Annotated in this window: 21 protein-coding genes and 1 pseudogene; 9 read left to right on the top strand and 13 right to left on the bottom strand. The window is 71.3% G+C overall.

Features of this window, described 5'->3' with window-relative positions:
• Window positions 1–37 precede the first annotated feature (37 nt).
• The 6 genes from ABZT74_RS18125 to ABZT74_RS18100 all read right to left on the bottom strand — a co-directional run bounded on the left by ABZT74_RS18125 (window position 38) and on the right by ABZT74_RS18100 (window position 5,956).
• Window positions 38–1,786 (bottom strand): SpoIIE family protein phosphatase, encoded by a 1,749-nt coding sequence (locus ABZT74_RS18125; protein WP_356436061.1) that lies wholly within the window; start codon window positions 1,784–1,786, stop codon window positions 38–40.
• The gene (locus ABZT74_RS18120; protein ID WP_356436058.1) at window positions 1,786–2,856 is read right to left on the bottom strand and encodes an ATP-binding SpoIIE family protein phosphatase; all 1,071 of its coding nucleotides are present in this window, start codon (window positions 2,854–2,856) and stop codon (window positions 1,786–1,788) included. The genes ABZT74_RS18125 and ABZT74_RS18120 overlap by 1 nt, the downstream gene beginning before the upstream one ends.
• On the bottom strand, window positions 2,853–3,248 hold the full coding sequence (locus tag ABZT74_RS18115) for an anti-sigma regulatory factor (protein ID WP_356177603.1): 396 nt from the start codon (window positions 3,246–3,248) through the stop codon (window positions 2,853–2,855). The genes ABZT74_RS18120 and ABZT74_RS18115 overlap by 4 nt, the downstream gene beginning before the upstream one ends.
• Window positions 3,249–3,295: 47 nt before the next feature.
• On the bottom strand, window positions 3,296–3,715 hold the full coding sequence (locus ABZT74_RS18110; protein ID WP_356177594.1) for an STAS domain-containing protein: 420 nt from the start codon (window positions 3,713–3,715) through the stop codon (window positions 3,296–3,298).
• Complete coding sequence (locus ABZT74_RS18105; protein WP_356436054.1) at window positions 3,712–4,611, bottom strand: STAS domain-containing protein; 900 nt, start codon at window positions 4,609–4,611, stop codon at window positions 3,712–3,714. The genes ABZT74_RS18110 and ABZT74_RS18105 overlap by 4 nt, the downstream gene beginning before the upstream one ends.
• 172 nt (window positions 4,612–4,783) lie before the next feature.
• The gene (locus ABZT74_RS18100) at window positions 4,784–5,956 is read right to left on the bottom strand and encodes a PP2C family protein-serine/threonine phosphatase (protein WP_355878523.1); all 1,173 of its coding nucleotides are present in this window, start codon (window positions 5,954–5,956) and stop codon (window positions 4,784–4,786) included.
• Between the two features lie 228 nt (window positions 5,957–6,184).
• Between ABZT74_RS18100 and ABZT74_RS18095 the strand changes: the two genes are divergently transcribed.
• Entirely contained in the window at window positions 6,185–6,616 is a 432-nt protein-coding gene (locus tag ABZT74_RS18095; protein ID WP_355878520.1) for a MarR family transcriptional regulator, read from the top strand.
• Between the two features lie 278 nt (window positions 6,617–6,894).
• Here ABZT74_RS18095 and ABZT74_RS18090 read toward each other — a convergent pair whose 3' ends face one another.
• Window positions 6,895–7,272 carry an STAS domain-containing protein gene (locus tag ABZT74_RS18090; protein ID WP_356177596.1) on the bottom strand — a complete coding sequence of 126 codons (378 nt, stop codon included), beginning with the start codon at window positions 7,270–7,272 and terminating at the stop codon, window positions 6,895–6,897.
• A gap of 268 nt (window positions 7,273–7,540) precedes the next feature.
• Between ABZT74_RS18090 and ABZT74_RS18085 the strand changes: the two genes are divergently transcribed.
• The 4 genes and pseudogenes from ABZT74_RS18085 (at window position 7,541) to ABZT74_RS18070 (ending at window position 11,533) form a co-directional block, all read left to right on the top strand.
• Entirely contained in the window at window positions 7,541–8,002 is a 462-nt protein-coding gene (locus tag ABZT74_RS18085) for a helix-turn-helix domain-containing protein (RefSeq protein WP_356436051.1), read from the top strand.
• Complete coding sequence (locus ABZT74_RS18080) at window positions 7,999–8,970, top strand: ATP-binding cassette domain-containing protein (RefSeq protein WP_356436047.1); 972 nt, start codon at window positions 7,999–8,001, stop codon at window positions 8,968–8,970. The genes ABZT74_RS18085 and ABZT74_RS18080 overlap by 4 nt, the downstream gene beginning before the upstream one ends.
• Window positions 8,930–9,790: an ABC transporter permease gene (locus ABZT74_RS18075; RefSeq protein ID WP_356436045.1), complete on the top strand. Its 861-nt coding sequence runs from the start codon at window positions 8,930–8,932 to the stop codon at window positions 9,788–9,790. Before ABZT74_RS18080 ends, ABZT74_RS18075 begins: the two co-directional genes overlap by 41 nt.
• A 114-nt stretch (window positions 9,791–9,904) precedes the next feature.
• A pseudogene (locus ABZT74_RS18070) lies at window positions 9,905–11,533 on the top strand (MFS transporter).
• Between the two features lie 113 nt (window positions 11,534–11,646).
• On the opposite strand, the gene ABZT74_RS18065 reads toward ABZT74_RS18070, so the two are convergent.
• Window positions 11,647–14,379, bottom strand: a complete 2,733-nt coding sequence (locus tag ABZT74_RS18065) for a SpoIIE family protein phosphatase (protein WP_356177600.1) — start codon at window positions 14,377–14,379, stop codon at window positions 11,647–11,649.
• A 187-nt stretch (window positions 14,380–14,566) separates the two neighbouring features.
• Between ABZT74_RS18065 and ABZT74_RS18060 the strand changes: the two genes are divergently transcribed.
• Complete coding sequence (locus ABZT74_RS18060; RefSeq protein WP_356177601.1) at window positions 14,567–14,803, top strand: DUF6296 family protein; 237 nt, start codon at window positions 14,567–14,569, stop codon at window positions 14,801–14,803.
• On the opposite strand, the gene ABZT74_RS18055 is transcribed toward ABZT74_RS18060, so the two are convergent.
• The 3 genes from ABZT74_RS18055 to ABZT74_RS18045 all read right to left on the bottom strand — a co-directional run bounded on the left by ABZT74_RS18055 (window position 14,775) and on the right by ABZT74_RS18045 (window position 18,459).
• Window positions 14,775–15,317 (bottom strand): GNAT family N-acetyltransferase, encoded by a 543-nt coding sequence (locus tag ABZT74_RS18055; RefSeq protein WP_356436043.1) that lies wholly within the window; start codon window positions 15,315–15,317, stop codon window positions 14,775–14,777. The two genes, ABZT74_RS18060 and ABZT74_RS18055, sit on opposite strands and share 29 nt — an antisense overlap.
• 111 nt (window positions 15,318–15,428) lie before the next feature.
• Window positions 15,429–16,076: an AAA family ATPase gene (locus ABZT74_RS18050; RefSeq protein WP_356436128.1), complete on the bottom strand. Its 648-nt coding sequence runs from the start codon at window positions 16,074–16,076 to the stop codon at window positions 15,429–15,431.
• A gap of 103 nt (window positions 16,077–16,179) precedes the next feature.
• Window positions 16,180–18,459, bottom strand: a complete 2,280-nt coding sequence (locus tag ABZT74_RS18045) for an MMPL family transporter (protein WP_356436041.1) — start codon at window positions 18,457–18,459, stop codon at window positions 16,180–16,182.
• A gap of 346 nt (window positions 18,460–18,805) precedes the next feature.
• Here ABZT74_RS18045 and ABZT74_RS18040 point away from each other — a divergent pair, with 346 nt between their 5' ends.
• Window positions 18,806–21,199: a M4 family metallopeptidase gene (locus ABZT74_RS18040; protein ID WP_355878482.1), complete on the top strand. Its 2,394-nt coding sequence runs from the start codon at window positions 18,806–18,808 to the stop codon at window positions 21,197–21,199.
• 102 nt (window positions 21,200–21,301) lie between these two features.
• Here ABZT74_RS18040 and ABZT74_RS18035 read toward each other — a convergent pair whose 3' ends face one another.
• Window positions 21,302–21,922, bottom strand: a complete 621-nt coding sequence (locus ABZT74_RS18035) for an L-threonylcarbamoyladenylate synthase (RefSeq protein WP_355878479.1) — start codon at window positions 21,920–21,922, stop codon at window positions 21,302–21,304.
• A 134-nt stretch (window positions 21,923–22,056) separates the two neighbouring features.
• Between ABZT74_RS18035 and ABZT74_RS18030 the strand changes: the two genes are divergently transcribed.
• Both ABZT74_RS18030 and ABZT74_RS18025 read left to right on the top strand, forming a co-directional pair.
• Window positions 22,057–23,130 (top strand): dihydrodipicolinate reductase, encoded by a 1,074-nt coding sequence (locus tag ABZT74_RS18030; RefSeq protein ID WP_356171281.1) that lies wholly within the window; start codon window positions 22,057–22,059, stop codon window positions 23,128–23,130.
• An 11-nt stretch (window positions 23,131–23,141) separates the two neighbouring features.
• Window positions 23,142–23,621, top strand: coding sequence for a carboxymuconolactone decarboxylase family protein (locus ABZT74_RS18025; protein ID WP_356436125.1), 480 nt, complete (start codon window positions 23,142–23,144; stop codon window positions 23,619–23,621).
• Between the two features lie 78 nt (window positions 23,622–23,699).
• Here ABZT74_RS18025 and ABZT74_RS18020 read toward each other — a convergent pair whose 3' ends face one another.
• Window positions 23,700–25,343 carry a GMC oxidoreductase gene (locus ABZT74_RS18020; RefSeq protein ID WP_356436039.1) on the bottom strand — a complete coding sequence of 548 codons (1,644 nt, stop codon included), beginning with the start codon at window positions 25,341–25,343 and terminating at the stop codon, window positions 23,700–23,702.
• Window positions 25,344–25,394: the final 51 nt, after the last annotated feature.

Genomic DNA, 25,394 nt, shown 5'->3' with positions numbered 1-25,394 from the left:
CGCGCGCCGGGGGCCCGGCCGTGGGCGGCGCCGGACGTCAGACCGTCGTCCGTCCGGGATCCGGAAGCGCCCCGGTGTCGCCGACGTGGCACAGCAGCAGACAGACGTCGTCGTCCCGCTGCGAGTCGCGGAGCATCGGGTCCAGGATCCGGTCCGCGGCGCCCTCCAGATCGCGGTCCAGGTCCGCCGCGCGCTGCCCGCCGAGCGCCTCGGCCAGCCGCCGGATGCCCGGGTCGATGCCCTGGGCCCGCCGCTCCACCAGCCCGTCGGTGTAGAGCGCGAGCGTGGACCCCGCAGGGAGCTCGGCCGTGTGGTCGCGGATCTCCTGGTGCAGCGGAATGCCCAGCATCGCGCCGGGCTTGGCGTCCAGCACGCGCACACCTCCGCCGGGAGTGCGCAGCACGGGCGGCGGGTGCCCCGCGGCGGCCCAGGTGACGGTGGACTCGTCGGGGTGGAAGCGGGCGATGACCGCCGTGGCGTACAGGTCGGGCTGGAGATGGTGCAGGAACACGTGCAGCCGGGTGAGGAGCTGGCCCGGTGTGCCGCCGTCCACCGCGTACGCCCGCAGGGCGGTGCGCAGTTGGCTCATCATGACGGCGGCCCGCAGCCCGTGGCCCGTCACGTCGCCCATGACGGCGACCAGCCCCCCGTCCGGCTGCTGGAACGCGTCGTACCAGTCGCCGCCGATGTTCAGCCCGTGGGTGGCCGGGAGGTAGCGGGCGGCCAGGCTGAGCCCCGGTGTCGTGGGCAGGTCGGTGAGCAGCGCGCGCTGCAGGGTCTCGGCGATGTCGCGGTTGTGCTCGAACCGCTGGGCGTGGTCGATCGCGATCCCGGCCCGGCGGGCGAGTTCGACGAGCATGACGGCGTCGTCCGGGCTCCACGGGTCCTCCGGCGGCGTCAGCGTCACCACACCCAGCGGGGCGTGCCGGGTCGGCAGCGGGATGCACAGCAGCGGCAGGTCGGGGTGGAGCGCCGAGGGCGGCAGGTCGTCGACCCCGGGCAGACCGCCCGGACGGCCGGCGGCGTACTGCGGGCGTCCGGTGCGGGCCGCGGCGACGGCGGCGGCCGGACGGGGGGAGCGCTTGCGGGTGTCGTCGTCGGCGAAGAGCCATACGTCGACGCTCCGGGCGTAGGACGGGACGAGCAACTGCGGCAGCCGGCTGAGGATCTCCTCGTGGTTGAGGGAGGCCGTCAGGGCCGCGCTGGCGTCGGCGAGGAACGTCAGCCGCCGCCGTGCGCTCTCGGCCTCCGTGCGGGCCTTGCGCTCGGCGGCGAACAGCTCGCGCTGCACCCGCCCGGCCGCGTCGAGCTCCGCGTGCAGCGCGAGAACACCCTGGTTGGTCTGGTGCAGTTCCTCCCGGTGGAAGGAGACCAGCTGCTCCTGCTCACCGAGCCGGTCCAGGACCCGGGAGGTGTCCTCGTCCGCACTGAGCAGGGCGTCGGCGAACGCCTTGCGGTCGCGCGGCACCCGCACCGCGCCCTCGCCGCGTCCCGGCTCCTCGACGGCGACGCTCGCCTGCCAACTCGGCTCGCCCGCCGACCCGTTGGCCTCCGCGCCCAGCGTGACGGTGATCCTGCCGGGGCCGGACTCCGAGGGCGGGGTGCCGTGCAGGGCCATGACCCAGCCGCCGCCCTTGACCAGGGACTGCCGCAGCTGGGCGCTGAGAGCGGTGACCAGACGGGTGCGCTCCACCGTGGACACGCCGTGCGCGGCGGCGAGCCGGGCGGCGGCGATACGGGCACGCGCGGCGTCGTCGACCGTGGTGATCTGCCAGGTGTCGGTCATCAGCGGCGATCCTGCCGGGTGGGGGTCAGCACGGCCACGGTGGTGTCGTCCCGCACCGGACGGGCGGCACTGCTGGAATCCCGCACGATCACCGCGGCGGTGACCGCGGGGTCCCAGGCGGTCGGCGGAGCGACGGCCGGCGGCGCCCAGCGGCTGGGCAGACCGTCGCTGTGCAGCACGAGGAGGCTGTCGGGCGTCCACGGAACCCGGCACTGCGGCAGCCGCGCCGGCCGGTACGCGCCCACGATGCCCGGGTGGGACAGCAGCGGCCGCCAGGTGTCCCCGGTGAGCAGTCGGGCCCCGATGTTGCCGATGCCCGCGAAGTCGAGCTGGTCGGCGACCAGGTCGAGCCGGGCCACGGCGACCGCCGCCCCCCGCGTGTCGCGCAGCGCCCCGTGCAGCTGCCCGAGCAGCTCCGCGGGAGGCAGGTGCGCGAACAGGTGCAGCTGCTCGACCGCCGCCCCCGACGCCTTCGCGGCGGCCTCGCCGTGTCCGAGCCCGTCCGCGAGGAGCAGCGTGACGTGCTCGCCGGCCCGGACGCAGGCCCAGGCGTCGCCCGAGTGGTCGGCGGCCGCCAGCGGGATGTTGATCCCCCCGGCCCGGACCGCGGCACCGGTGTCGGGAAGCCGGTGTCCCGGCCGGTCCCTGCGCGCGGCGTGGACCCGCGCCAGGGCGACGGTGCCCTGCCCGGGCACGGAGTGCACCTCGAAGTGGTCGGCGATACGGCGGCAGGTGCCGAGCCCCGCGCCGAGCGAGGCCGTCGTCGAGAAGCCGTCACGCGACGCGGAGCCGAGGTCGGCGATGCCCGGCCCGTGGTCGATCGCGGCGATCTGGAGGGCCGGGCCGCGGCCGGTGCCGGGAAGCGCGAGATCGGCGTGCACGGTGTCGATCAGTATCTGTCCGCCGCCCCCGTGCTTGAGCAGGTTGGTCGCCAGCTCCGTCGCCACGAGCGCGGCCACGGCCGTACGGTCGCGGCTGAGCCCGGTGTGGCCGGCGGCCGCCTCGGCGGCCACCCGGACGTCCCGGACCCGGGTGGAGTCGTGGACGGGAACGTCCCAGACACGCGTCATCGGCTCTCCTGGCGGGGCGGTGGGGGACCGGCGGTCCAGCAGATCACGGTCACCGTGGTGCCCTCGCCGGGACGGCTGTCGATGGAGAACTCGTGCACCAGCCGGCGTGCTCCGCCCAGCCCGAGGCCGAGGCCGCCGCCCGAGGTGTAGCCGTCGCCGAGGGCGCGCTCGATGTCGGTGATGCCGGGCCCCTGGTCGGAGAAGGTCAGGCGCAGCCCCCGCGTCGCGCCGGTCCGCAGGACGGTGGACCCGACCTGACCGCCCCCGCCGTGCACCAGCGTGTTGCGGGCGAGTTCACTGGCGGCGGTGACGAGCTTCGTCTGGTCCACGAGTCCGAAGCCGAGCTCCGCGGCGGCCTGGCGCACGTGCTGGCGTACCCACGCGAGATCCATGTCGGAACGGATCGGCAGGCAGTCGGTGACGCGGCCGGAGGTCTCCGTCACAGGCGCTCCCGGCGTGCTGGACCGTGGTGAGGGGTCGTCGGCGCCGTGGTGAGCAGACGCATGGCCTCCTCGGCGTCGAGCGCGGTGCGCAATCCGGGCAGGGTGAGGCCCAGTTCGACCAGGGTGATGGCGACGGCGGGCCGCATGCCGGCGACGACGGTCTGCGCCGCGAGCAGTTTGGCGTGCGCGGCGACCTCCGCGAACACCCGTCCCAGGAACGAGTCGACGATCTCCACGCCGGAGATGTCGATGACGACACCTGTGACCGAACTCGCGGCGATGGCCTCGCCTATGTCCCGCTGCAGCCGCTCGGCCGCCTCGTCGTGCAGGTCGCCCTGCAAGGTGACCAGGAGGACGTCGCCGAGCTTCAGTACGGGGACGTGGGCGCCCGTCGGCCCGGTGATCGGGGCGTTCACCGCGCGCTCTGGCCGCTGCGGTCCTGGTCGACGATCGCGATGCCCTGGCGGTTCAGGGCGTAGGCGAGAGCGTCGGCGAGGCTGGCGCGGGTGACCACTTCGCCGAGGTCGATGCCGAGGTGGACGATGGTCTGCGCGATCGCGGGCCGGATGCCCGAGACGATGCACTCCGCGCCCATCAGACGGGCGGCGGCGACGGTCTTCATGAGGTGCTGGGCCACCAGCGAGTCCACGGTCGGCACGCCCGTGATGTCCAGGATGGCGAAGTGGGCCTGCTGGGAGACGACGGCGTCGAGCAGGCTCTCCATCACGACCTGGCTGCGGGCGCTGTCGAGGGTGCCGATGAGGGGGACGGCGACCACGCCGGTCCACAGCTTGATCACGGGCGTGGCCACCTCCAGCAACTGGAGGCGCTGGCGGTCGATGAGTTCCTGTCCCGCGCTGAGGGTGGTCTCCAGCACGACCAGGCGCAGGGTGCCCAGGAGCGCTGTGAGGGTGACCGCGCACACCTCGGCCCGCTCGCGGGAGCCGTCGGCGAGATCCGCGCTCAGCAGCTCGGAGGCCGCGGGGCGCAGTGCCGCCACCTCGTCCGCGATCTGCGCGGACGAGGCACCGGTCCGGGCCCGGGAGGCCGCCATGCGTCCCAACTGGTCGCGCACGGTGGCGAACCCGGCAGCCCCGAGGTCTTCGACGCGACCCGCGGCGGCGACCGCGGCGAGTGCTTCGACGACGGCCCGGCCGGCCTCCACCGCCTCGTCGCGCGAGACGGTGAAGACGGTGCGGAACAGTGCCTCGTCGGCCCAGCGCTGGGCGATCTGCTCACGGCGCGCGCGCAGGAAGTCACCGACCTCCTGAGCCGCCGAATCCTGTCGCACCGCTGCCTGATGTTCCGCCACGTGTTCTCCTTCGTTCGTGTGCCGCGCCGACGGGCGTGTTCCCGTCCGGGCGCGGTCTCTTGTCGTACGGCAACTGTAGCCATGGCCCGATCGCGTCCCGCACCCGCTCACGGCCAGGGGCCCGCGGCACGGGTGCCGGCCCGGTCGGCCGGGCCCGAAAGCCGTGGGCCCGCTACTCCGTCGCCGCCGGCCCGTGCCAGTCGAGGCACACCACGAGGGCGTCGTCCTCCGGCTTGGGCCTGCCCCGGTGCCCGGTGAGCTCGCGGAGCACGGCACGGGGCACCTCCGTCGCGGGCAGCAGCTGGGTGGAGGTGATCGCCATCGCGAGGGCCTTCTCCCCGTACTCCTCCCCGCCGGGACCGGCGACCGCGTGCACACCGTCACTGACGAACAGGAGCCGGTCACCGGGCTCCACCTGGAACTCCTGTACGAAGTAGTCGGTCTCCTCGAACATCCCGAGGGGCAGCTGGGCCTCGAAGCCGACCCGCTCGACGGACCTGCCCCGCAGCCGCAGCATCTGGGGCGAACCCGCGTCGATCACCCGCAGCCGGCCGGTCGACAGCTCGAAGTCGAGCATCAGCACGGACAGGTGCGAGGCGCCCCGGTACTGGGCGTAGATCGCCTGGTCGGCGAGGGCCGCCTGGTCCTGGAGGGAGATCCCCGCACGGCGCGCGTTGCGCAGCGCGTTGATACCGAGGTTCGTCAGCAGCGAGGCCTCGATCCCCTCGCCCATGCCGTTGGTGATGTACAGCAGCAGCCGGTCGGCGCTCGCGGACCAGTCGAAGTTGTCGCCGAAGATCGCGTAGGCGGGCTCCAGCTGGGCCCCGAGCTCGTACTCGGGGCGGGAGCAGGAACGGCCCGGCAGCAGCTGCCACTGCATCTCGGCGGCCAGCGTCAGCCGGTCCTTGCGACGCGCCTGCAGGTACAGGTCGGTGTCCCGCTCGGCGACGAGCACCTCGTGGGCGAGGACCTCCGCGACCTCGGAGAGCTCGGCGAGCGTCTCCCCGTCGCACGCCTCGGCGGGCAGCGTGACGGACAGGACGCCGAGCCGGTCGCCGCGCACCGTCACCGGGAGGTGCGCCCGCGCCCGCCGGCCGGTGCGCTCCTCGACGAAGGGTTCCTGGGCGCCGAAGGCCCGGCCCGCGGGGCTGCTGTGCACCGGGACCGGTTCCAGGGTGTGCGGAAGCACCGACACGGGCTGGAGCACGGTGAGGCCGTAGTCGGCCATGAAGAGCTCGACGGACTCGGCCGCGTAGCGATCGCACAGCACCGCACGGACGGCGTCGAGCAGTTGGTGGGGTGCCGCGGTGCGCAACGCCCGCTCCGCGGCCACGAATCTGTTCACGATGTCGGATACGCCATTCTTCGACTAGTACGATGCCGGGTCCGAGCTCCGGGAAGCCGGACCGGCATACGTGGGACCCGGTATCTACTGCTTTGTTCCTGTCCCAGCCCCTGACAGGTGTTTTGCTCCTGTCCTTGCCCCCGACAGGCTGACAGTGCCCGAGAAGACTGGGAGAGTGAAACCGTGACTTCCTCCGGCCCGCGTCCACAGCCCGGTGAGGTGGCTCGTGTGACCTCCGAGGCTGCCGAGCTGCTGGAGATTCTGTGGGGGAGGGCCTCGACGGCTCCTGTCTCCGCCTCCCAGCTGCGCGTGCTCTTCATCCTGGAGCACGACGAAGGCATCAACCTGCGCACGCTCGCCGACGCGCTCGGCTCCACGCCGCCTTCGACGAGCAGACTCTGCGACCGCCTCCAGGCCGTGGGATACATCGAGCGGGCGCCGAGTGCCATCAGCCGCCGGGAGCTGCGTCTGTTCCTCAGCGCGCGCGGCCGGATCTTCCTCACCGAGCTGCGCGCACGGCGCGAGCACGCCGTGGAAGCGGTGCTCGCCCAGATGCCGGCGGCGCAGCGGACCGCGCTCGCGGAGGGCCTCGCGGCCTTCTGCGCGACGGCGGCCGCGCAGCTCCACGAGGACGACGCGCCGGCCGTCCGTACGGCCTGAGCCGCGGGGCGGCGCGGACCGGGAGCCGGCGGCCGTGGGGGCCGCGCGGTGTGCGAGCCGTACGGGTCTCGTCTGCCTCACCCACTGCGTCATCTCGGGTCCTCTCCGCTCGTCGGGGCGATCACTTTGTTGTCTCACGTTCACAGTTGTCAAATGGCAACTATCGCTCGCATGATCTTGGTCTCACGTCTTTCCTCGCAGGTCGACGGTGCTCGTGAGGCGGATGGGCCGAGGCTCGCGTCGGGAACCGCGCGCGGTTCGGAACGGATCGGCCCGGCCTAGTGCCGCGAGATCCCGTCGCCCACGTGGGCCAGCGCCGCCTCGACACCGTCCAGCGACGCGATCGTGAGGCTGACGCCGGTGAGATCCAGGACGCGGCGGACCATCGGGGCGGGCGACACGAGGCACAGGCTCCCGCCGGCGCGGCCGGCCTCGTCGTGCGCCTTGAGGAGCGCGTTGATGCCGGAGGAGTCCATGAAGGGAACCTCGGACAGGTCCAGCAGCAGATGCCGCCGGCCGGCGCGTATCTGGTCGGCCAGCCGGTTCCGCAGCTCGGGAGCCGTCTCGACGTCCAGTTCCCCGGCGACGGTGACCAGGGCGATGCCGTCGCCGTACGGGGTCACCTCGATGGACACAGGAGCTGGTTCGGCCGGCACGCTTACCTCCAAAGGACACTGATCCGTCGGGAATCGTCCGGCGCCGGTGACGCCGGTGAGCAGGTCAACGGTTACCCCCCGAATCGGGCTGCACACCTTCGGCTTCCCGGTGGAGGGCGCCTGCGGACGCAGTGTTCCGGGTCACGCGGCGCGCGCTCCGGGGTGCGGCGCCCGCTCCGGCGCACGGGACGCCGGGGCGCCTACTGCTTGCCGCCTCTTGACCCTCCCTTTTCCGAAATACCTCTGACACAGAGCTAATCTCGAAGACGTGGAACCGGAGTCGGAACGCTTCCCCGAGGCACTGTCGGACGCCTTGGCCGGACTGCAGCGGCTGATCAGACGGCGGCTGCGCGGCGGCACGGACGGGCCGCGGCTGCGCGGTGCCGAGGTCGACCTGCTGCGGCTGGTCGCCGAGCGGCCCGGTCTCGGTGTGTCCGAGGCCGCCAAGGAGCTGTACCTGGCGGGCAATTCGGTCTCGACGCTGGTCAACCGGCTGGTCCGGGACGGCTATCTGGTCCGCGCCACGGATCCGGCAGACCGGCGGGCCGCCCGGCTGCTGACCACACCCGCCGCCGACACCCGGCTGCGCGACTGGCGGCGGCGGCGCGCGGTGCTGGTGCGCCGCCAGGTCGGCCGGCTCGACCCCGCCGAGCGCGCGGCCCTCGAAGCCGCCCTGCCGGCCCTGCGCAAGCTGGCGGCGAACCTGCACGAGGAGGCCGAGGAGTCATGAAACGGTACGAGAGCGGACCGGCGGAGCCCGCGCGGCGGGACGGTCCGGTGGCCACGGGGCGAGAGACACCCGCGGAGGCCGCCGGTGCGGAGAGGACGACCGGGGCGGCCGACGCTACGGGTGCCGACGTGACGGCTGCCGCGCCGAACGCGGTGTCGTGCTCCGGGCTCGTCTACGCCTTCGGTGAGACCACCGCGGTCGACGGCCTCGACCTCGACGTGCGCGACGGCGAGGTGTTCGGACTGCTCGGACCCAACGGCGCGGGCAAGACGACGGCGATCCGCTGCATCACCACCCTCCTGCCCGTCCCGGCCGGCAAGGTCCGCGTCTTCGGGCACGACGCCACCCGCGAACAGATGTCCGTACGCCGCCTGTTGGGCTACGTTCCGCAGCAACTGTCCGCCGACTCCGGGCTCACCGGCCGGGAGAACGTCGAACTGTTCGCCCGCGTCTTCGACGTGTCCCGCCGCGAGCGCGCCGCCCGGGTCGCGCAGGCGCTCACCGCGGTCGGCCTGACGGACGCGGCCGACCGGCTGGCCAAGACGTACTCCGGAGGCATGGTCCGCCGCCTGGAGCTCGCCCAGGCGCTGGTCAGCGCACCCCGGCTGCTGATCCTCGACGAGCCGACCATCGGCCTCGACCCGATCGCCCGCACCAGCGTGTGGGAACACATCAACGCCGTGCGCGCCGCCACCGGCATGACCGTCCTCGTGACGACCCACTACATGGACGAGGCCGACCAGTACTGCGACCGGGTCGCGCTGATGCATCACGGATGTGTCCGCGCACTCGGTACGCCGGAGCAGCTCAGGAGGGGCCTCGGCGAGCGGCGCGGGACCACCGGCGACGGTGAACTGCCCACGCTGGAGGACGTGTTCCGCGACATCGCCGGCAGTGGACTCGACGACAGTTCAGGAGAATTCAGGGATGTCCGAAGCACCCGCCGCACCGCTTCCCGTGTCGGCTGAAGCAACCCCGCTCGCGAGCCTCGACCTCCTCGTGGTGCCGCCCCGGGCCCGTACGGGCTGGCGGGTGCTGCCCGCCCGGGTCGCCGCGATGTGCGCGGTCGAACTCCAGAAGCTCCGGCACGACCGGACCGAGCTGTACACGCGGGCGATCCAGCCCGCCCTGTGGCTGCTCATCTTCGGGGAGACCTTCACCCGCATCCGCGCCATCCCCACCGGCGGCATCCCGTACCTCGACTACCTGGCGCCCGGGATCATCGCCCAGTCGGCCATGTTCATCGCCATCTTCTACGGCATCATGATCATCTGGGAGCGGGACGCCGGCATCCTGACCAAGCTCCTCGTCACGCCGACACCCCGCTCGGCGCTCATCACCGGCAAGGCGTTCGCGGCCGGCGTGAAGGCGCTCATCCAGGCCGTGGTGGTCGTGGTGATCGCCGCGCTGCTCGGTGTGGCCATGACCTGGAACCCGCTGCGGCTGCTCGGGGTGGCGGTGGCCGTCGTCCTCGGCTCGGCGTTCTTCTCGTGCCTCTCGATGACGATCGCGGGCATCGTTCTCACCCGCGACCGGCTGATGGGCATCGGCCAGGCCATCACGATGCCCCTGTTCTTCGGCTCCAACGCGCTCTACCCGGTGGCGGTCATGCCGGGCTGGCTCCAGGCCATCAGCAAGGTCAACCCGCTCAGCTACCAGGTCGACGCCCTGCGCGGGCTGCTGCTCGGCACCCACGCGCACCTGGCCCTCGACTACGGCGTCCTCGTCCTGGCCGCGGCCCTCGGCATCCTGTCCGCCTCCTCGCTGCTGGGGCGACTGGCCAGGTGAGAGGGGGTCCGGGGCGGAAGACGATGATCGATTGGTGAGGTCGGGCGCCCGGGCATAACGTCGGTTGGGTGACCATGCACGTTCATCGCCGACCCTAGATGCGGGGCCCTCTCCATGACGGCCGATCACGTGACATCCTCCGAGCCCTCCGACTCTCCGCAGCGGGGCAGAGGAAGCGGCATCGCCCTTCTCGTCATCGCCTCGTGTCAGCTGATGGTGGTTCTCGACATCACCATCGTGAACATCGCGCTGCCGCACATCCAGACGGCTCTCGGGTTCTCGACCGAGAACCTGTCCTGGGTCATCAACGCGTACACGCTGACCTTCGGCGGTCTGCTGCTGCTCGGCGGGCGGTCCGGGGACATCCTCGGCCGCCGCCGCATGTTCATGTTCGGTGTGCTGCTCTTCGTGTTCGCGTCCCTGCTCGGCGGACTCTCCCAGGAGTCCTGGCAGTTGCTCGCCGCACGTTCGCTGCAGGGCGTGGGAGGAGCCATCGCCTCACCGACCGCGCTGTCCCTCATCACCACGACGTTCCGCGAAGGCCCCGAACGCAACCGGGCGTTCGGGGTGTTCGCCGCCGTGTCCGCCGGCGGCAGCGCGATCGGACTGCTCGCGGGCGGCATTCTCGTCGAATGGCTGGACTAGCGGTGGGTCTTCTTCGTCAACATCCCCATCGGCCTGCTGATCGTGCTCGCCACCCCCCGCTTCATCAGGGAGTCCGAGCGCCACCCGGGCCACTTCGACCTCCTCGGCGCGCTCACTTCGACGCTCGGCATGGTGCTGCTCGTCTACGGCTTCATCCGGGCCTCCGAGGAGGGCTGGAGCGACTCCATCACGCTGGGCGCCTTCGGCGCGGCGGTCGTCTTCCTCATCGCGTTCATCGCCGTCGAACGCCGGTCGAGACAGCCCATCACCCCGCTGTGGATGTTCCGCGACCGCAACCGCGCGGGCGTCTACGCGATGATGCTGAGCCTCTCCGCGGCCATCTTCGGCATGTTCTTCTTCCTGACCCTCTTCGTGCAGAACATCCTCGGATTCAGCCCGCTCAAGGCCGGCTTCGCCTTCCTGCCGGTGAGCGTGGTCATCGCGATCGGCGCGGGCTTCGCCTCGAACCTGCTGCCCCGCTGGGGCCCCAAACCCTTCATGGCCGTCGGCGCGATCCTGGCCGCCGCAGGCCTCGGCTGGCTGACGCTCACCGACGTGAACAGCACCTACCTCGGCAGCATCCTCGGCCCCACGATCGTCTTCGGCTTCGGCATGGGCCTCCAGTTCGTGTCGCTGACCCTGATGGCGGTGTCGGGCGTCGCACCCAAGGACGCGGGCGCCGCCTCCGGCATCCTCAACGCCACCCAGCAGGTGGGCGGCTCCCTCGGCCTGTCGGTGCTGGTCACCGTCTTCGGCACGGCGAGCCGCAACGAATCCACGGACCAGGTCAAGAAGTTCCTGTCGACCGCGACCCCGGCGCAGCGGCTGGAGTTCCGCAGAACCGGACAGCTTCCGGCGCCCTTCAGCGACCAGGTGCTGACGTCCGGTATCACGGGCTCCTTCGTCGCCGCTGCCGCCTTCGCCGTCTTCGCGGCCCTGGTCGCCCTGATCGTCATCCAGGTGCGCCCCTCCGACCTGGAACGCCTCCAGGGCGGCGCGGCCTCGCTCACACCGGCTGACGGCTCCGGTGCCGGCGAGGGCGTGAGCGGCTCGGCGCACACACGGGACTCCCGCGAAGGGCCACCTCCGCCCGGTTGACGCGGAGCGCACCCCGGCCGGGCCCGGTCACCCGGGCCCGGTCACCCGGGCCCGGCCTTCACGTGCGCCGCCCGGGTCACCGCCCGCCCTGGTCGAGGCCCTGCCGGCCACGCTCAGGGCAGCGGCTGTTCCGCCCAGATCACCTTGCCCTCGGGGGTGTAGCGGGTGCCCCAGCGGTCGGCCATCTGCGAGACCAGGAACAGGCCGCGCCCGCCCTCGTCCGTGGACGCCGCGTACCGCAGGTGCGGTGAGGTGCTGCTGCCGTCGAGGACCTCGCAGATCAGGGTGCGGTCGTACAGCACACGTACCCCGATGGTGCCGTTGCCGTAGCGGATCGCGTTGGTCACCAGCTCGCTCAGGATCAGCTCCGTGGTGAACGCCATCTCGTCCAGTCCCCACTCCGCCAGCCGACGGGTGACGGCGGCACGCACCTCACCGACGGCGGCCGGCTCGGACGGCACGCTCCACTCCGCGATCCGGTCGGGGCCCAGCGCGTGGGTACGGGCGACGATCACGGCGATGTCGTCGCTCGGACGGGCCGGCAGCATGGCCTCCAGCACGGCCTGGCAGGTGTCCTCCGGGGAACGGTCGGCGCCGGCCAGCGCGGTGCGCAGCATTTCGAGACCGACGTCGATGTCCCGCTCCCGGTCCTCGACCAGGCCGTCCGTGTAGAGCACCAGCCGGCTGCCCTCGGCCAGCTCCAGCTCCGCCGTCTCGAACGGCAGACCGCCGAGACCGAGCGGGGGACCCGCCGGCACGTCCGCGAACTCCACACTCCCGTCGGGGTGGACCACCGCGGGCGGCGGATGCCCGGCCCGGGCGAAGGTGCAGCGCCGGGTGGTCGGGTCGTAGACGGCGTAGAGACAGGTGGCGCCGGTGACCGCGGCCGCGCCGCCCTCCGGCAGCTCGTCCTGGTCGATACGGCCGACCAGCTCGTCCAGAAGGCCCAGCAGCTCGTCCGGCGGCAGGTCGAGCGAGGAGAAGTTGTGCACCGCCGTACGCAGCCGCCCCATCGTGGCCGCGGCGAGCAGGCCGTGTCCGACCACGTCACCGACGACCAGGGCGACCCGCGCGCCGGGCAGCGGCAACACGTCGAACCAGTCACCGCCGACGCCCGCCTGCGCCGGCAGATAGCGGTAGGCGAGGTCGAGGGCGCTCTGCTCGGGCAGGCTGCGCGGCAGCAGACTGCGCTGGAGCGTCACGGCCATCGTGTGCTCGCGGGTGTAGCGGCGTGCGTTGTCGATGGACACCGCGGCGCGGGCCACCAGCTCCTCGGCGAGGGTCACGTCCTCGGAGTCGAAGGGCTCCGGCTTCTCGGATCGCCAGAAGTTCACCACGCCCATGATCATCGGCCCCACCCGCAGCGGGACGGTGATCAGGGAGTGGATCCCGTACTCCAGGATCTGTGCCGTACGCGGGCGGTCCTGGTCCAGCCACCCCGGGGCGCCCTCGAGCTCGGGCTCGACGACGGCCTCGCCGGTGCGCAGGCTGTGGGCCTGCGGCGAGGAGGGGATGAACCCGATGTGCTTGCCGACCGGGTACAGCGGGGCGTCCTCGCGGATGCCGCCGGACGCGGTACGCCGCAGACCGGCGGCCGTGTCCGGGTCCTGTCCGCTCAGCACGGCGTCGGCCAGGTCCACGGTGACGAAGTCCGCGAACCGCGGAACGGCGACCTCCGCCAGTTCCTCGGCGGTGCGCGTGACGTCCAGGCCGGTCCCGATGCCGACGCCGGCGTCGTAGAGGAGCTTGAGACGTTCACGGGCGGTCTCGGCGCGGCCGGAGAGCGCGCGCAGCTCGGTCGAGTCGCGCAGCGTGGCGACGCTGCCCGCCGGGCCGCCCCGCAGGTCCGTCGGGCGCTGGTTGATGGCCAGCAGGCGGTCGCCGACCAAGTGCACCTCGTCGGTGGCGACGCGTCCGGAGGCGAGCAGTTCGGCGGTGTCCGCGTCGAGGCCCAGTTCCTCGACGGACCGCGCCTCGGCGTCCGGGGGCAGGTCCAGCAGACGGTTCGCCTCGTCGTTGGCGAGCAGCAGCTGCCCCTCACCGCCGACGATGATCACACCCTCCCGGACGGAGTGCAGCACCGCGTCGTGGTGTTCGTACATCCGGGTCATCTCGTACGGGCCCAGGCCGTGGGTCTGGCGCAGCAGGCGTCGGGTCACGAGCGCCGTGCTCGTGGTGGCCAGGGCGAGCGCCACGCCGGCCGCGCCCAGCACGAGCGGCAGCTGGCGGTCGGCGGCGCCGCCGACGTTCTCCGTGGTGATGCCCGCCGACACCATGCCGACGACCTTGCCGTCGGGTGCCTTGATGGGGACGGTCGCCTGGACGAGCGGACCGATGGTCCCGTCGACCTGTTCGGTGATGGAGTGCCCGGCGAGGACGGGCGCGGTCGTCCCGACGAACTTCTTCCCGATCCGGTCCGGCTTGGGATGGGTGTAGCGGATGGCGTCGGTGTTCAGGACGACGATGAAGTCCACCTTCGACGCCTTGCGGGCCGCCTCCGCGCTGGGCTGGAGCACCGCGGTCGGGTTCGGGGCGCTGAGCGCCTCCCGGGTGCCCGGCGCGTTGGCGAAGGTCTCGGCCACGGCGAGTGACCGGTTGCGGGCCTCCTGTGTGCTGTCGTGCCGCACCTGGAGCACGAGGGCGACCACGGCGGCGACGACCAGGAGCAGCACGATGACCACTTGCAGCACGAAGACCTGTCCGGCGACGCTGCGCACGCCGAGTGCGGAGCGAAGCCCGTTGGACGGGCCGCGTCGGTGCTTGCCTTCGTGTGACCCACGCTCTTGGTGCGCTGTGCTGTGGCGGCGGGTCGACTGAGCCCGGGTTCGACCCAATAGTCCGACCATGTGCTATGTCTACACTGCCCGGCGGCCGGTGGCGAGGGGCGTCACCCACAGTGAGTGCCTCGTGTTGCGGCCGGGGGCCCTCCCGGAGGCCGGCCCGCGGGGGCGGCGCTGCTGTCACGGACAACTCGCGGCATCATGGACGAGTACCCCTTTTGTCTATTTTGCCGCTTCGGCGCGGGAGGCCTGCATGAAGACCGTGGACCGCTACCGGCTGACCTTCACCCATCCCGGACCGGACGCCAGCATGGTCGCGGACGAGGTGATCGTCGAACGGACGGAGGCCAAGGGTCCGGGCGGTCACCCCGTGTACAGCGATCCCACCGGCATCCTGCGCGCCGAGATCAGCGCGGCGGGCGAGGTACGCATGCTGGCCAGCGGCGCCTATCAGACGACGATCAACCCGGCCGCCGAACCGATGACATGACGCCGTCGCCCGTCCGGGCGGCCCTGTCCGCGGGCGGGAGTTCCAGCGCGAAGCGGAGCGCCGGGCGGCCGTTGAGGACGAGGTCACCGGCGGGCAGGAAGCCTGTGCGGGCCAGTACGGCGCGGGAGGCCGCGTTGTCGAGGGTCGCGGCGGCCCGCAGGGTGCGCAGTCCGTACGCGGTCGCGGCCAGGCGGGAGACCTCCCGGACGGCGGCCGTGGCGAGTCCCCGCCCCGCCGCACGCTCCGCGATCCGGTATCCGAGATCCGCCGTGCCCTCCGTCGCGTCCACCAGGTTCACGCGGCCCAGCACCGCGCCCGCGTCGTCCACCACGAGGTGGAAGAAGCACACGCCGGCCGCCTGCTCGGCCAGCCGTTCGCGGTGGAGGGCGTCGAAGCCGCTGAAGTAGGCGTCGCCGCGGTCGGGGATCGACGCGGCGAAGTAGGCGCGGTTCTCCCGCTCGAACGCGAGCAGCGCGGCGGCGTGGTCCAGGTGGAGCAGTTCGAGGCGGGGCACCGGGCCATGCTAGGGCCGGGTCTCCAGCGCGGCACCAGGGTTTTGCCGCCCCGCCCCGCCCCGCCCCCACCCCGCCATCGGCGCGGAACGGCGTACGGACCGCGTCCGGCGTCAGGGTTCGACGATGTGCCGCAGATAGGCCCGCGGATCGGCGAGATAGTGGCGCCAGTGGTTCACGAGGTCCAGGTCCGCCCAGTCGGCCCTGCGCATGCCGTGCTCGCCCACCTCGACGATGTCCGCGCCCGGCAGCGCCGTCAGCAGAGGGGAGTGGGTGGCGCAGACGACCTGGCCGCCCTCCTTCGCCAACCGGGCGACGTGGCCGATGAGTTCGAGGCACGAGGAGAAGGAGAGCGCGGCCTCCGGCTCGTCCAGGACGTAGAGCCCGGGCTGCGTGAACTTCCCCCGGAACGCCGCGAGGAAGCCCTCCCCGTGGCTGACCGACTCGGGCGCGAACCCTTCCCTGCCGAGCGCGTCCAGCGCGGTCTCGGCTCGCAGGAAGAAGCCTTTGCGGGCCGACCAACTGGCCGCCATGCGCCGCCCTCGGGGCGCCGCGTCGAACCGCAGGCGCTCGCCCAGCACCGACTTCTCGCGCGCCGAGGCGTAGCGCCAGTCGTGCGAACCGCCGTAGGAGTCGAGGCCGAACCCCTCCGCGAGCGCCTCGACCAGCGTCGACTTCCCGGACCCGTTCTCCCCGACCAGGAAGGTCACCGGCGCCGTGAACCGCAGGCCCTCATCGAGCAGTTGCCGGACACAGGGCACCGACCAGGGCCAGCCGGCCGGGTCGGTGCCGTCCTGGGTGCCGTGCGGGCCGTGCGCGGCGGGGAGATGGACGTACGCGCGGTCGACGATCACGCGGCCGGTGTCACCCGTCGGCCGGCGGCCGTACGGGATCCGCGGCGCGCAGGGCGGGGTCGCCCTCCGTGTCGATGTGCGGCATGATCCGGTCGAGCCATCGCGGGGTCCACCAGGCGTGGGAGCCGAGCAGCGTCATCACGGCCGGAACGAGGAGCAGCCGGACGACGGTCGCGTCGATCAGCACGCTCACGGCGAGTCCGAGTCCGAGCATCTTCACGACGATGTTGTCGCTCAGGATGAAGGCGGCGAAGACGCTCACCATGATGAGGGCCGCACAGGAGATCACCCGGGCGGTGATCTCCAGGGCGTGCGCGACGCTCGCCTTGGCGTCAGCGGTGCGCACCCACGCCTCGTGGACCCGCGACAGCAGGAAGATCTCGTAGTCCATGCTCAGCCCGAAGATGATCGCGAACATCATCATCGGCACGTAGCTCTCGATGGGCACCTTGCCCGACACCCCGAGCGACGGCCCGCCCCAGCCCCACTGGAAGACGGCGACGACGACACCGTAGGAGGCGGCGATGGACAGGACGTTGAGGACCGCCGCCTTGAGCGCGACGAGCAGTCCGCGGAAGACGATCAGGATGATGATGAACGCGAGCGCGACGACCACGGCGATGATCAGCGGCAGCCGGCTCGCGACGATGTCGAGGAAGTCGACCTGAGCGGCCGTGGTCCCGGTGACGTAGCCCTTCCCGGCGGTGCCGGACACGGCCTCGGGCAGCGTGTCGTCGACGAGGTGGTTCGTCAGGTCGGTGGTCACCTTGTCCTGCGGGGACTGCTTCGAGAAGACGGTGCCCACCAGCACGTCGCCGTCCTGGGTGGCCGTGAGCGGGGTGACGGCGGCCGCGCCGGGCACGTCGGTGAGCGCCTTCCCCGCCTGCGACGCCAGCGCCGAACGCTGGTCCGACGGCACGTTCGTCTGGTCGATGACCACGGTCAGCGGACCGTTGGAGCCGGGCCCGAAGGCGTTCGACATGATGTCGAACGCCCGTCGGTCCGTGAAGGACGTCGGGTCGGCGCCGTCCCCGATGTGCCCGAGCTGGATGAAGAACACCGGAATGGCCAGGACCACCACCGTCACCAGGCCGCCGGCGAGGAACCACCAGGGACGTCGCTCCACCCGCTGGGCGTAGCGGTGCCAGGTGCCGTGCGCGGGCTGCCCGGGATCGGCGTCGGTCTCTGCGACGGGCCTGCGCACGTGGTAGCGGTCGATGTGCCGCCCGATGAGTCCGAGCAGCGCCGGGACGATGGTGAGCGCGCCGGCGACCGCGGAGACGACCGTGACGGCCGCCGCGAGGCCCAGCTTGCTGATGAAGGAGACACCGGAGACGGACAGCCCCGCCAGGGCGATGATGACGGTGCAGCCCGAGACGAGGACGGCCCGGCCGCTGGTCGCGGTCGCCCGCCCCGCCGCGTGCACCGGATCGACGCCGTCGATGAGATTCTGCCGGTGACGGGTGATCAGGAACAGGGCGTAGTCGATGCCGACGCCGATTCCGATCATGGTGGCGAGGGTCGGCGACACGGTCGCGAAGGTGAACGCGGCGGCCAGCAGTCCCAGGCAGGCCAGCCCGCCGACCACGCTGATCAGCGCGGTCACCAGCGGCAGGCCCGCCGCGATCACACTGCCGAAGCCGACGAGCAGGACGACGATCGCCACCGCGAAGCCGATCGCCTCGCTGAGCCGGTCGTTGGGCGCGGGGCGGGCCAGCTCACCCAGCGGACCGCCGTACTCGACGTCGACGCCGGCCGACCGCAGCGGCTGCACGGCGCTGTCCACTCCGTGGAGGTAGTCGTCACCGAGCGTCGAGGGCTGCACGTCGAAGCGGACGGTGATGTACGCCGTCTTCCCGTCGTCGGACAGCGGCCCGACGTTCGGCTGCTGGGACTGTCCCGAGGACTGCGAACTCGGCGGCGGCAGCGGGTTCTGCGCCGACAGCACGTGCGGCAGCTTCTGCAGGCTGCCGACCGTCTGGTTCACCTGCGAGCTCAGTGACGTCAGCGGCTTCTGGGTGTCCCGCAGGACGACCTGGCTGCTGTAGCCGCCGGCCGCCGGGTCGTGCTCCTTGAGGACGTCGACGCCCTTCGTGGACTGCACTCCGGGGAGTGTGAAGTTGTCCGAGTAGTCTCCGCCGAACGAGCGATTCAGCACCTGAAGCACGGCCAGTACGACCAGCCAGGCCACGATCACGATCACGAAGTGCCGGGCACACCACTCGCCCAGCCGCCGTAGCATCCCGGGCTTGTCCTGCCCGCCCCCTGAAGTGGTGTGTGCCGCCGACATGCGCTGCTCCTGGGGGAAGACGACCCTCCGACGCCCTCATTAAATGACGGGACGATCATCGCGGCCCGGCGAGAGACGGGGCGCGAGGACGCCGTCGGCGTGCGACGGCACGACGGCCGACAGGGTGTTCCCTCACCGCGGCGTAGGGATAACCCTCGATCGGCGACGAGGCGATGTCATGCATCGGTCAACAGTGCAATCCTTCCCCCACCTGTACGGCAGGTCGCGTCCGACCTGCCCACGGTCGCGTTCCCGCACGCCCCTGCTCAGCTCGTCCCGGACAGCACATCCCGTCTGCCCGGTCTGTCACCGGCCGCCGACCGCGGCCGAAGCAGTAGGAGTACGAGTGAGACGTATCCCCCGTCAGGCGACCGCGGCCGGAGCCCTGGTGGCCACCGCCGCTTTCCTGGCCGTCGGCATACAGACGGTCCCGGCAGCCGCCAAGCCCGCCCCCCACACCAGCCCCCTGCGCACCGGGGGACTGGAGACGAAGCTTTCCCCCGCCCAGCACACCGCCCTGCTGAAGAAGGCCTCGCAGCGGACGACGGACACCGCCGGGCTCCTCGGCCTCGGCCCGAAGGAGAAGCTGGTCGTCAAGGACGTCGTCAAGGACAACGACGGCACCCTGCACACCCGTTACGAGCGCACCTACGCCGGGCTGCCGGTGCTCGGCGGCGACGTGGTCGTCCACACTCCGCCCGCCTCCCGGGCCACCGGAACGGTCGGCACGACCTTCAACAACAAGCACACCATCAAGGTCGCGACCACGACCGCGTCGTTCACCAGGACCGCCGCCGGCGCCCAGGCACTGAAGGCGGCCAAGTCGCTGAAGGCGCAGAAGCCCGCCGCGGACAGCGCCCGCAAGGTGATCTGGGCCGGCACGGGCACCCCGCGCCTCGCCTGGGAGACCGTGGTCAGCGGCCTCCAGGACGACGGCACCCCGAGCAAGCTGCACGTCGTCACGGACGCGACCACCGGCAAGGAACTCAGCCGCTACGAGGGCGTCCAGACCGGCACCGGCAACACCCAGTACAGCGGCACCGTGACGCTGAACACCACGCTGTCCGGCTCGACGTACCAGCTGACCGACAGCACGCGCGGCGGCCACAAGACGTACAGCCTGAACAACGCCACGTCAGGGACCGGCACCCTGATGACGGACGCCGACGACACCTGGGGGACCGGCGCCGGTTCCAACACCCAGACCGCCGGCGCCGACGCGGCCTACGGCGCCCAGATGACCTGGGACTTCTACAAGAACACGTTCGGCCGCAGCGGCATCAAGAACAACGGCGTCGCGGCCTACTCCCGCGTCCACTACAGCTCGGCCTACGTCAACGCCTTCTGGGACGACAGCTGCTTCTGCATGACCTACGGCGACGGCTCCGGCGGCACCCACGCGCTGACCTCGCTGGACGTGGCGGGCCACGAGATGAGCCACGGTGTCACCTCCAACACCGCCGGCCTGGAGTACTCCGGGGAGTCCGGCGGCCTGAACGAGGCGACCTCCGACATCTTCGGAACCGGCGTCGAGTTCTACGCGGCGAACTCCTCCGACGTGGGCGACTACCTCATCGGCGAGAAGATCAACATCAACGGTGACGGCACACCGCTGCGCTACATGGACAAGCCCAGCAAGGACGGCGGCTCCGCGGACAGCTGGTACTCCGGCGTCGGCAACCTGGACGTCCACTACTCCTCGGGCCCCGCGAACCACATGTTCTACCTGCTCTCCGAGGGCAGCGGCACCAAGGTCATCAACGGCGTCACCTACAACAGCCCGACCTCCGACGGCGTCGCCGTCGCCGGTATCGGCCGGGCCGCCGCCCTGCAGATCTGGTACAAGGCGCTGACGACGTACATGACGTCCAGCACCAACTACGCCAGCGCCCGCACTGCCGCGCTCAACGCCGCGACGGCGCTGTACGGGGCGAGTTCGGCGCAGTACGCGGGTGTGGCGAACGCCTTCGCCGGCATCAACGTCGGCAGCCACGTCACCCCGCCGAGCAGCGGCGTGACCGTCACCAACCCGGGCAGCCAGTCCGCCACCGTCGGCACCGCGGTGAGCCTGCAGATCGCGGCGAGCAGCACCAACAGCGGCTCGCTCAGCTACGCGGCGTCCGGTCTGCCGGCCGGTCTGTCGATCAACAGCTCGACGGGCGCCGTCACCGGCACCCCGACGACCGCGGGGACGTACAGCACGACCGTCACCGTCACGGACAGCACCGGTGCCACCGGGACCGCGACGTTCACGTGGACGGTCAGCTCCTCGGGCGGCGGGGGCACCTGCACCGCCAAGCAGTTGCTCGGCAACCCCGGCTTCGAGTCCGGCAACACCACCTGGACCGCCAGCAGCGGGGTCATCACGACCGACACCGGTGAGGCCGCGCACGGCGGTTCCTACAAGGCCTGGCTCGACGGCTACGGCTCGACCCACACCGACACGCTGTCCCAGTCGGTGGCCGTACCGAGCGGCTGCAAGGCCACGCTGACGTTCTACCTGCACATCGACACGGCCGAGACGACCACCAGCACCGCGTACGACAAGCTCACGGTCACGGCCGGATCGACCACACTGGCGACCTACTCGAACCTCAACAAGGCCACCGGCTACGTCCAGAAGACGTTCGACCTGTCCTCCTTCGCCGGCTCCACCGTCGCGCTGAAGTTCAGCGGCGTCGAGGACTCCTCGCTCCAGACCAGCTTCGTCGTGGACGACACCGCCCTGACGACCAGCTGACCGGCACCACCCGTACGGCCTGAAGGACAGTGACCGCGCCGTGGGTCCTCCGCGAGGACGACCCACGGCGCGGTTCGGCGTCCCGGCCCACTCGAACCCGACCTACTCGAACCGTGACGGGTCGCCCGCTCCGAGCCGTACGATCTCGGGCTCCCCGGAGGAGAAGTCGACGACGGTCGTCGGCTCCGTACCGCAGTCGCCGGAGTCGATCACGGCGTCCACCACGTGATCGAGCCGGTCCTTGATCTCCCAGCCCTGGGTCAGCGGCTTGTCCTCCTCCGGCAGGAGCAGCGTGCTCGACAGCAGCGGCTCACCGAGCTCGGCGAGGATCGCCTGCGCGACGACGTGGTCCGGGATGCGCACGCCGACCGTCTTCTTCTTCGGGTGCAGCAGCCGGCGCGGGGCCTCCTTCGTCGCGGGCAGGATGAAGGTGTAGCTGCCGGGGGTTGCCGCCTTGACCGTCCGGAAGACCGCGTTGTCGATCCGGACGAAGTGCCCGAGCTGCGCGAAGTCCTCGCACATCAGCGTGAAGTGGTGCCGCTCGTCGAGCTGGCGGATCGAACGGATGCGGTCGATGCCGTCCTTGTTGCCGAGCGCGCAGCCGAGCGCGAAGCAGGAGTCCGTCGGGTAGACGATCAGTCCACCGCCGCGGACGATCTCCACCGCCTGGCTGATGATGCGGCGCTGCGGGTTGTCCGGGTGCACGTCGAAGTACTTGGCCATGCACCCGAGCTTAGGTCCTGCCGGCCGGGACAGACTGGGCTCGCCCGGCCTCCGGGACGGGCCGGTCCCGAGCCGGAATCTTTTCCCCGGTCACGGCTATGGGAACCTCGCGGTCGGCTCGCTACCCTCCGCGCATGATTTCCACGGTGGTCTGGGGTACCGGCAATGTCGGCCGCGCGGCCATCCGCGCCGTCGAGGCCCACCCGAAGCTGACACTCACGGCCGTGCTCGTCCACGATCCGGGGAAGGTCGGCCGCGACGCGGGCGAACTCGCCGGGCTCGGTCACGGCCTCGGCCTCGCCGCGACCGACGACATCGAGGCCGTCCTGGCGCGGGGGCCGGGGGCCGTGGTCTACGCGGCCTCGGGCGACATCCGACCCGACGAGGCACTCGCCGACATCGCGCGGGCCATCCGGGCCGGCGCGGTCGTCGTCACCCCCGCTCTCTATCCGCTCTACGACCAGCGCAACGCGCCGCCGGAGTTCCGGGATCCGATGCTCGCCGCCATCGCGGACGGCGGCGGCTCCCTGTTCGTGTCCGGTGTCGACCCCGGCTGGGGCAACGACGTGCTGCCCCTGCTGATCAGCGGACTCGGCACGACGATCGACGCCATCCGCTGCCAGGAGATCTTCGACTACTCCACCTACGAACAGGAGGAGTCCGTCCGCTACCTGGTCGGCATGGGACAGCCGATGGACTACGAGCCCCTGATGCTCGCCCCGTCGATCCCGACGATGGTGTGGGGCGGGCAGATACGGCTCATGGCGCGGGCCCTCGGCGTCGAACTCGACGACATCCGCGAGACGTTGGAACGGCGTCCGCTCGCGACGACGGTGAACACCCGCACGATGGGGGAGTTCGCGGCCGGCACGCAGGGTGCCGTGCGCTTCGAGGTGCAGGGGATGGTCGGCGGCGAGCCCCTCATCGTCATCGAGCACGTCACCCGCATCCACGCGTCCTGCGCGCCGGACTGGCCGACGCCGCCCGACGGCGACGGCGCCCACCGCGTGATCATCGAGGGCAGCCCGCGGATCGAGGTCACCGTCGAGGCGACGGACGAGGGCGAGAACCGTTCCGCGGGAGGGAACGCCACCGCGGTCGGCCGGCTGGTCGGCGCCGTGGACTGGCTCGTGGACGCGGAGCCGGGCCTCTACGACGCACTCGACGTCCCGCTGCGACCCGCAGTCGGCCGACTCGGAAGGAAGTGACGACCATGACCATGCACATCGACATCCCCGAGGGTCAGGAGCCGATCGGGTACGTGTGGGGGGACATGGTGCCCGGCATCGGTATGGCGGCGGCGAACTTCTCGCTCTCGGTGTACGCCCACACGACGCTGGGGCTGCGCGAGTTCGAGGCGGCGCGGCTGCGTGTCGCGCAGATCAACGGCTGCATGTTCTGTCTCGACTGGCGCACGGAGCGGGACGGGCTGAAGGTCGAGGAGGAGTTCGCGGACGCGGTGACCCAGTGGCGTACCACCGACGCCTTCGACGAGCGGACCAGGCTGGCCGCCGAGTACGCCGAGCGGTACGCCCTGGACCACCACGGTCTGGACGACGAGTTCTGGGGCCGGATGACCGCGTGCTACAGCCAGCGGGAGATCGTGGAGCTGAGCATGAGCGTCGGCTCCTGGCTGGCGTTCGGCCGGCTCAACCACGTACTGGGCCTCGACAGCGTGTGCGTGCTGCCGACGCACTGAGAGGCGACCGACGGACGGAGGGGACCCGGGCCGCTCGGGCGGCCCGGACCGTCTCGGACGTCGACCGCCGGCTGCCGGCTAGAGGTCGGTGGCGATGATCTTCTCGATGTTGCGTTCGGCGAGCGCGGTGATGGTGACGAACGGGTTGACGCTGGTGTTGCCGGGAATGAGCGCGCCGTCGATCACGTACAGGCCCGAATAGCCCTGCAGGCGACCGTAGTTGTCGGTCGCCTTGTTGAGGACCGCGCCACCGAGCGGGTGGTAGGTCAGGTGGTCGCCCCAGATCTTGTACACGCCGAAGAGGTCGGTGCGGTAGATCGTGCCCTCCTTCGAGTTGATCTTGTCGAAGATGGACTTCGCCATGTTGATGGCGGGCTGCTTCCAGGCGGTCTGCCAGTTCAGGTCCACGTTGCCGGTGGCCGCGTTGTAGCTGAACTGGGCGCGGTTGGGGTTCTTGGTGATGGACAGGTAGAACGACGCGAAGGTCTCGATGCCGGTGGGCAGGGGCGCGACCTCGGCGAACGCCCCTCCCGCGGCCCAGTTGTCGATGCCGCCGCACGGAATGCTGGACTGCAGCGAACCGGTCGGGTCCCAGAGGTGGTTGGCCCGGCCGCACATGACGTTGCCGTTGTCGCCCCAGCCCTGGCCGACCTCGGCGTTGAGGGAGGGCAGCGCACCGGTCGCCTTCAACTTGACCAGGAGCTTGCTGGTGCCGACGCTTCCGGCGGCGAAGAACACGCGGTCGGCGGTCACCGTCTTGGAGGCCGTGGCTTCACCGCTGGTGTTCAGTTCGTCGATCAGGACGGTGTAGCCGCCGCCCGCCGCGGGGGAGACCGAAGTGACCTTGTGCAGCGGGGAGATGGTGACCCGTCCGGTCGCCCTGGCCTGGGCGAGGTAGGTCTTCTGCAGTGACTTCTTGCCGTAGTTGTTGCCGTAGAGGATCTCCGCGGCGAGCGCCGACTTGGGCACGGTGCCGGCGGCCTCCTGCTTCATGTAGTCCCAGTCGTACACGTCGGGCACGAACACGAACGGGAAGCCGGAACGCTGGGCCTGCTTACGACCGACCCGGGCGTACTGGTAGCAGTCGGTGGAGTCGAACCACGCCGGGTCCACCAGTCCCACGCCGAGATTCGTGTTGGCGCGCGGGTAGTACGTCGAGTACATCTCGTCGGCGTTCACGGACGGGAGGATGGCGCCGAAGTTCTCCCGCTTGGGTGTGACGGCCATGCCGCCGTTGACCAGCGAGCCGCCGCCCACGCCGCGGCCCTGGTACACGATGATCTGCCCCATCTCCTCGGCGTCCAGGATCCCCGTGTAGCGCGGGATCGACCGGTCGATGGGGAAGCCGAGGAAGTTGCTCAGGGGCTGTTTGGTCTTGGTGCGCAGCCAGTACGAACGGTTGTCCGGGCTGGTGGTGTTGGCGAAGATCTTGCCGTCCGGCCCGGGGGTGTCCCAGGCCATGCCCATCTCGACCATCTGCACGTCGACGCCCGCCTGGGCGAGCCTCAGCGCGGCGACGGAGCCGCCGTATCCGGTGCCGATCACGAGGACGGGGACGTGGGCTCCGGAGGGGATGGAGGCGGCGGCCGTGACGGTCGGCGCCGGGGCCGCGACGGCGCGTCCGGCGAGGCTCACGGCCCCAAGAATAGAACCTGTTCCAGCAATGAATCGTCGACGCGAGACACCTCTGGAATCCTTGCTGGGCTGGTTGATGTCACTCATGTGACGCTCCTCACTCTGAGATGAGTGGGAACACGTTCTACTGTTACTGGC

Origin of the sequence: Streptomyces sp. NPDC005302, assembly GCF_040607345.1 — a bacterium.
Classification (GTDB): Bacteria; Actinomycetota; Actinomycetes; order Streptomycetales; family Streptomycetaceae; genus Streptomyces.
Note: the sequence above shows the minus strand (reverse complement) of the source record. Positions and strands in the feature narration are given on the sequence as shown.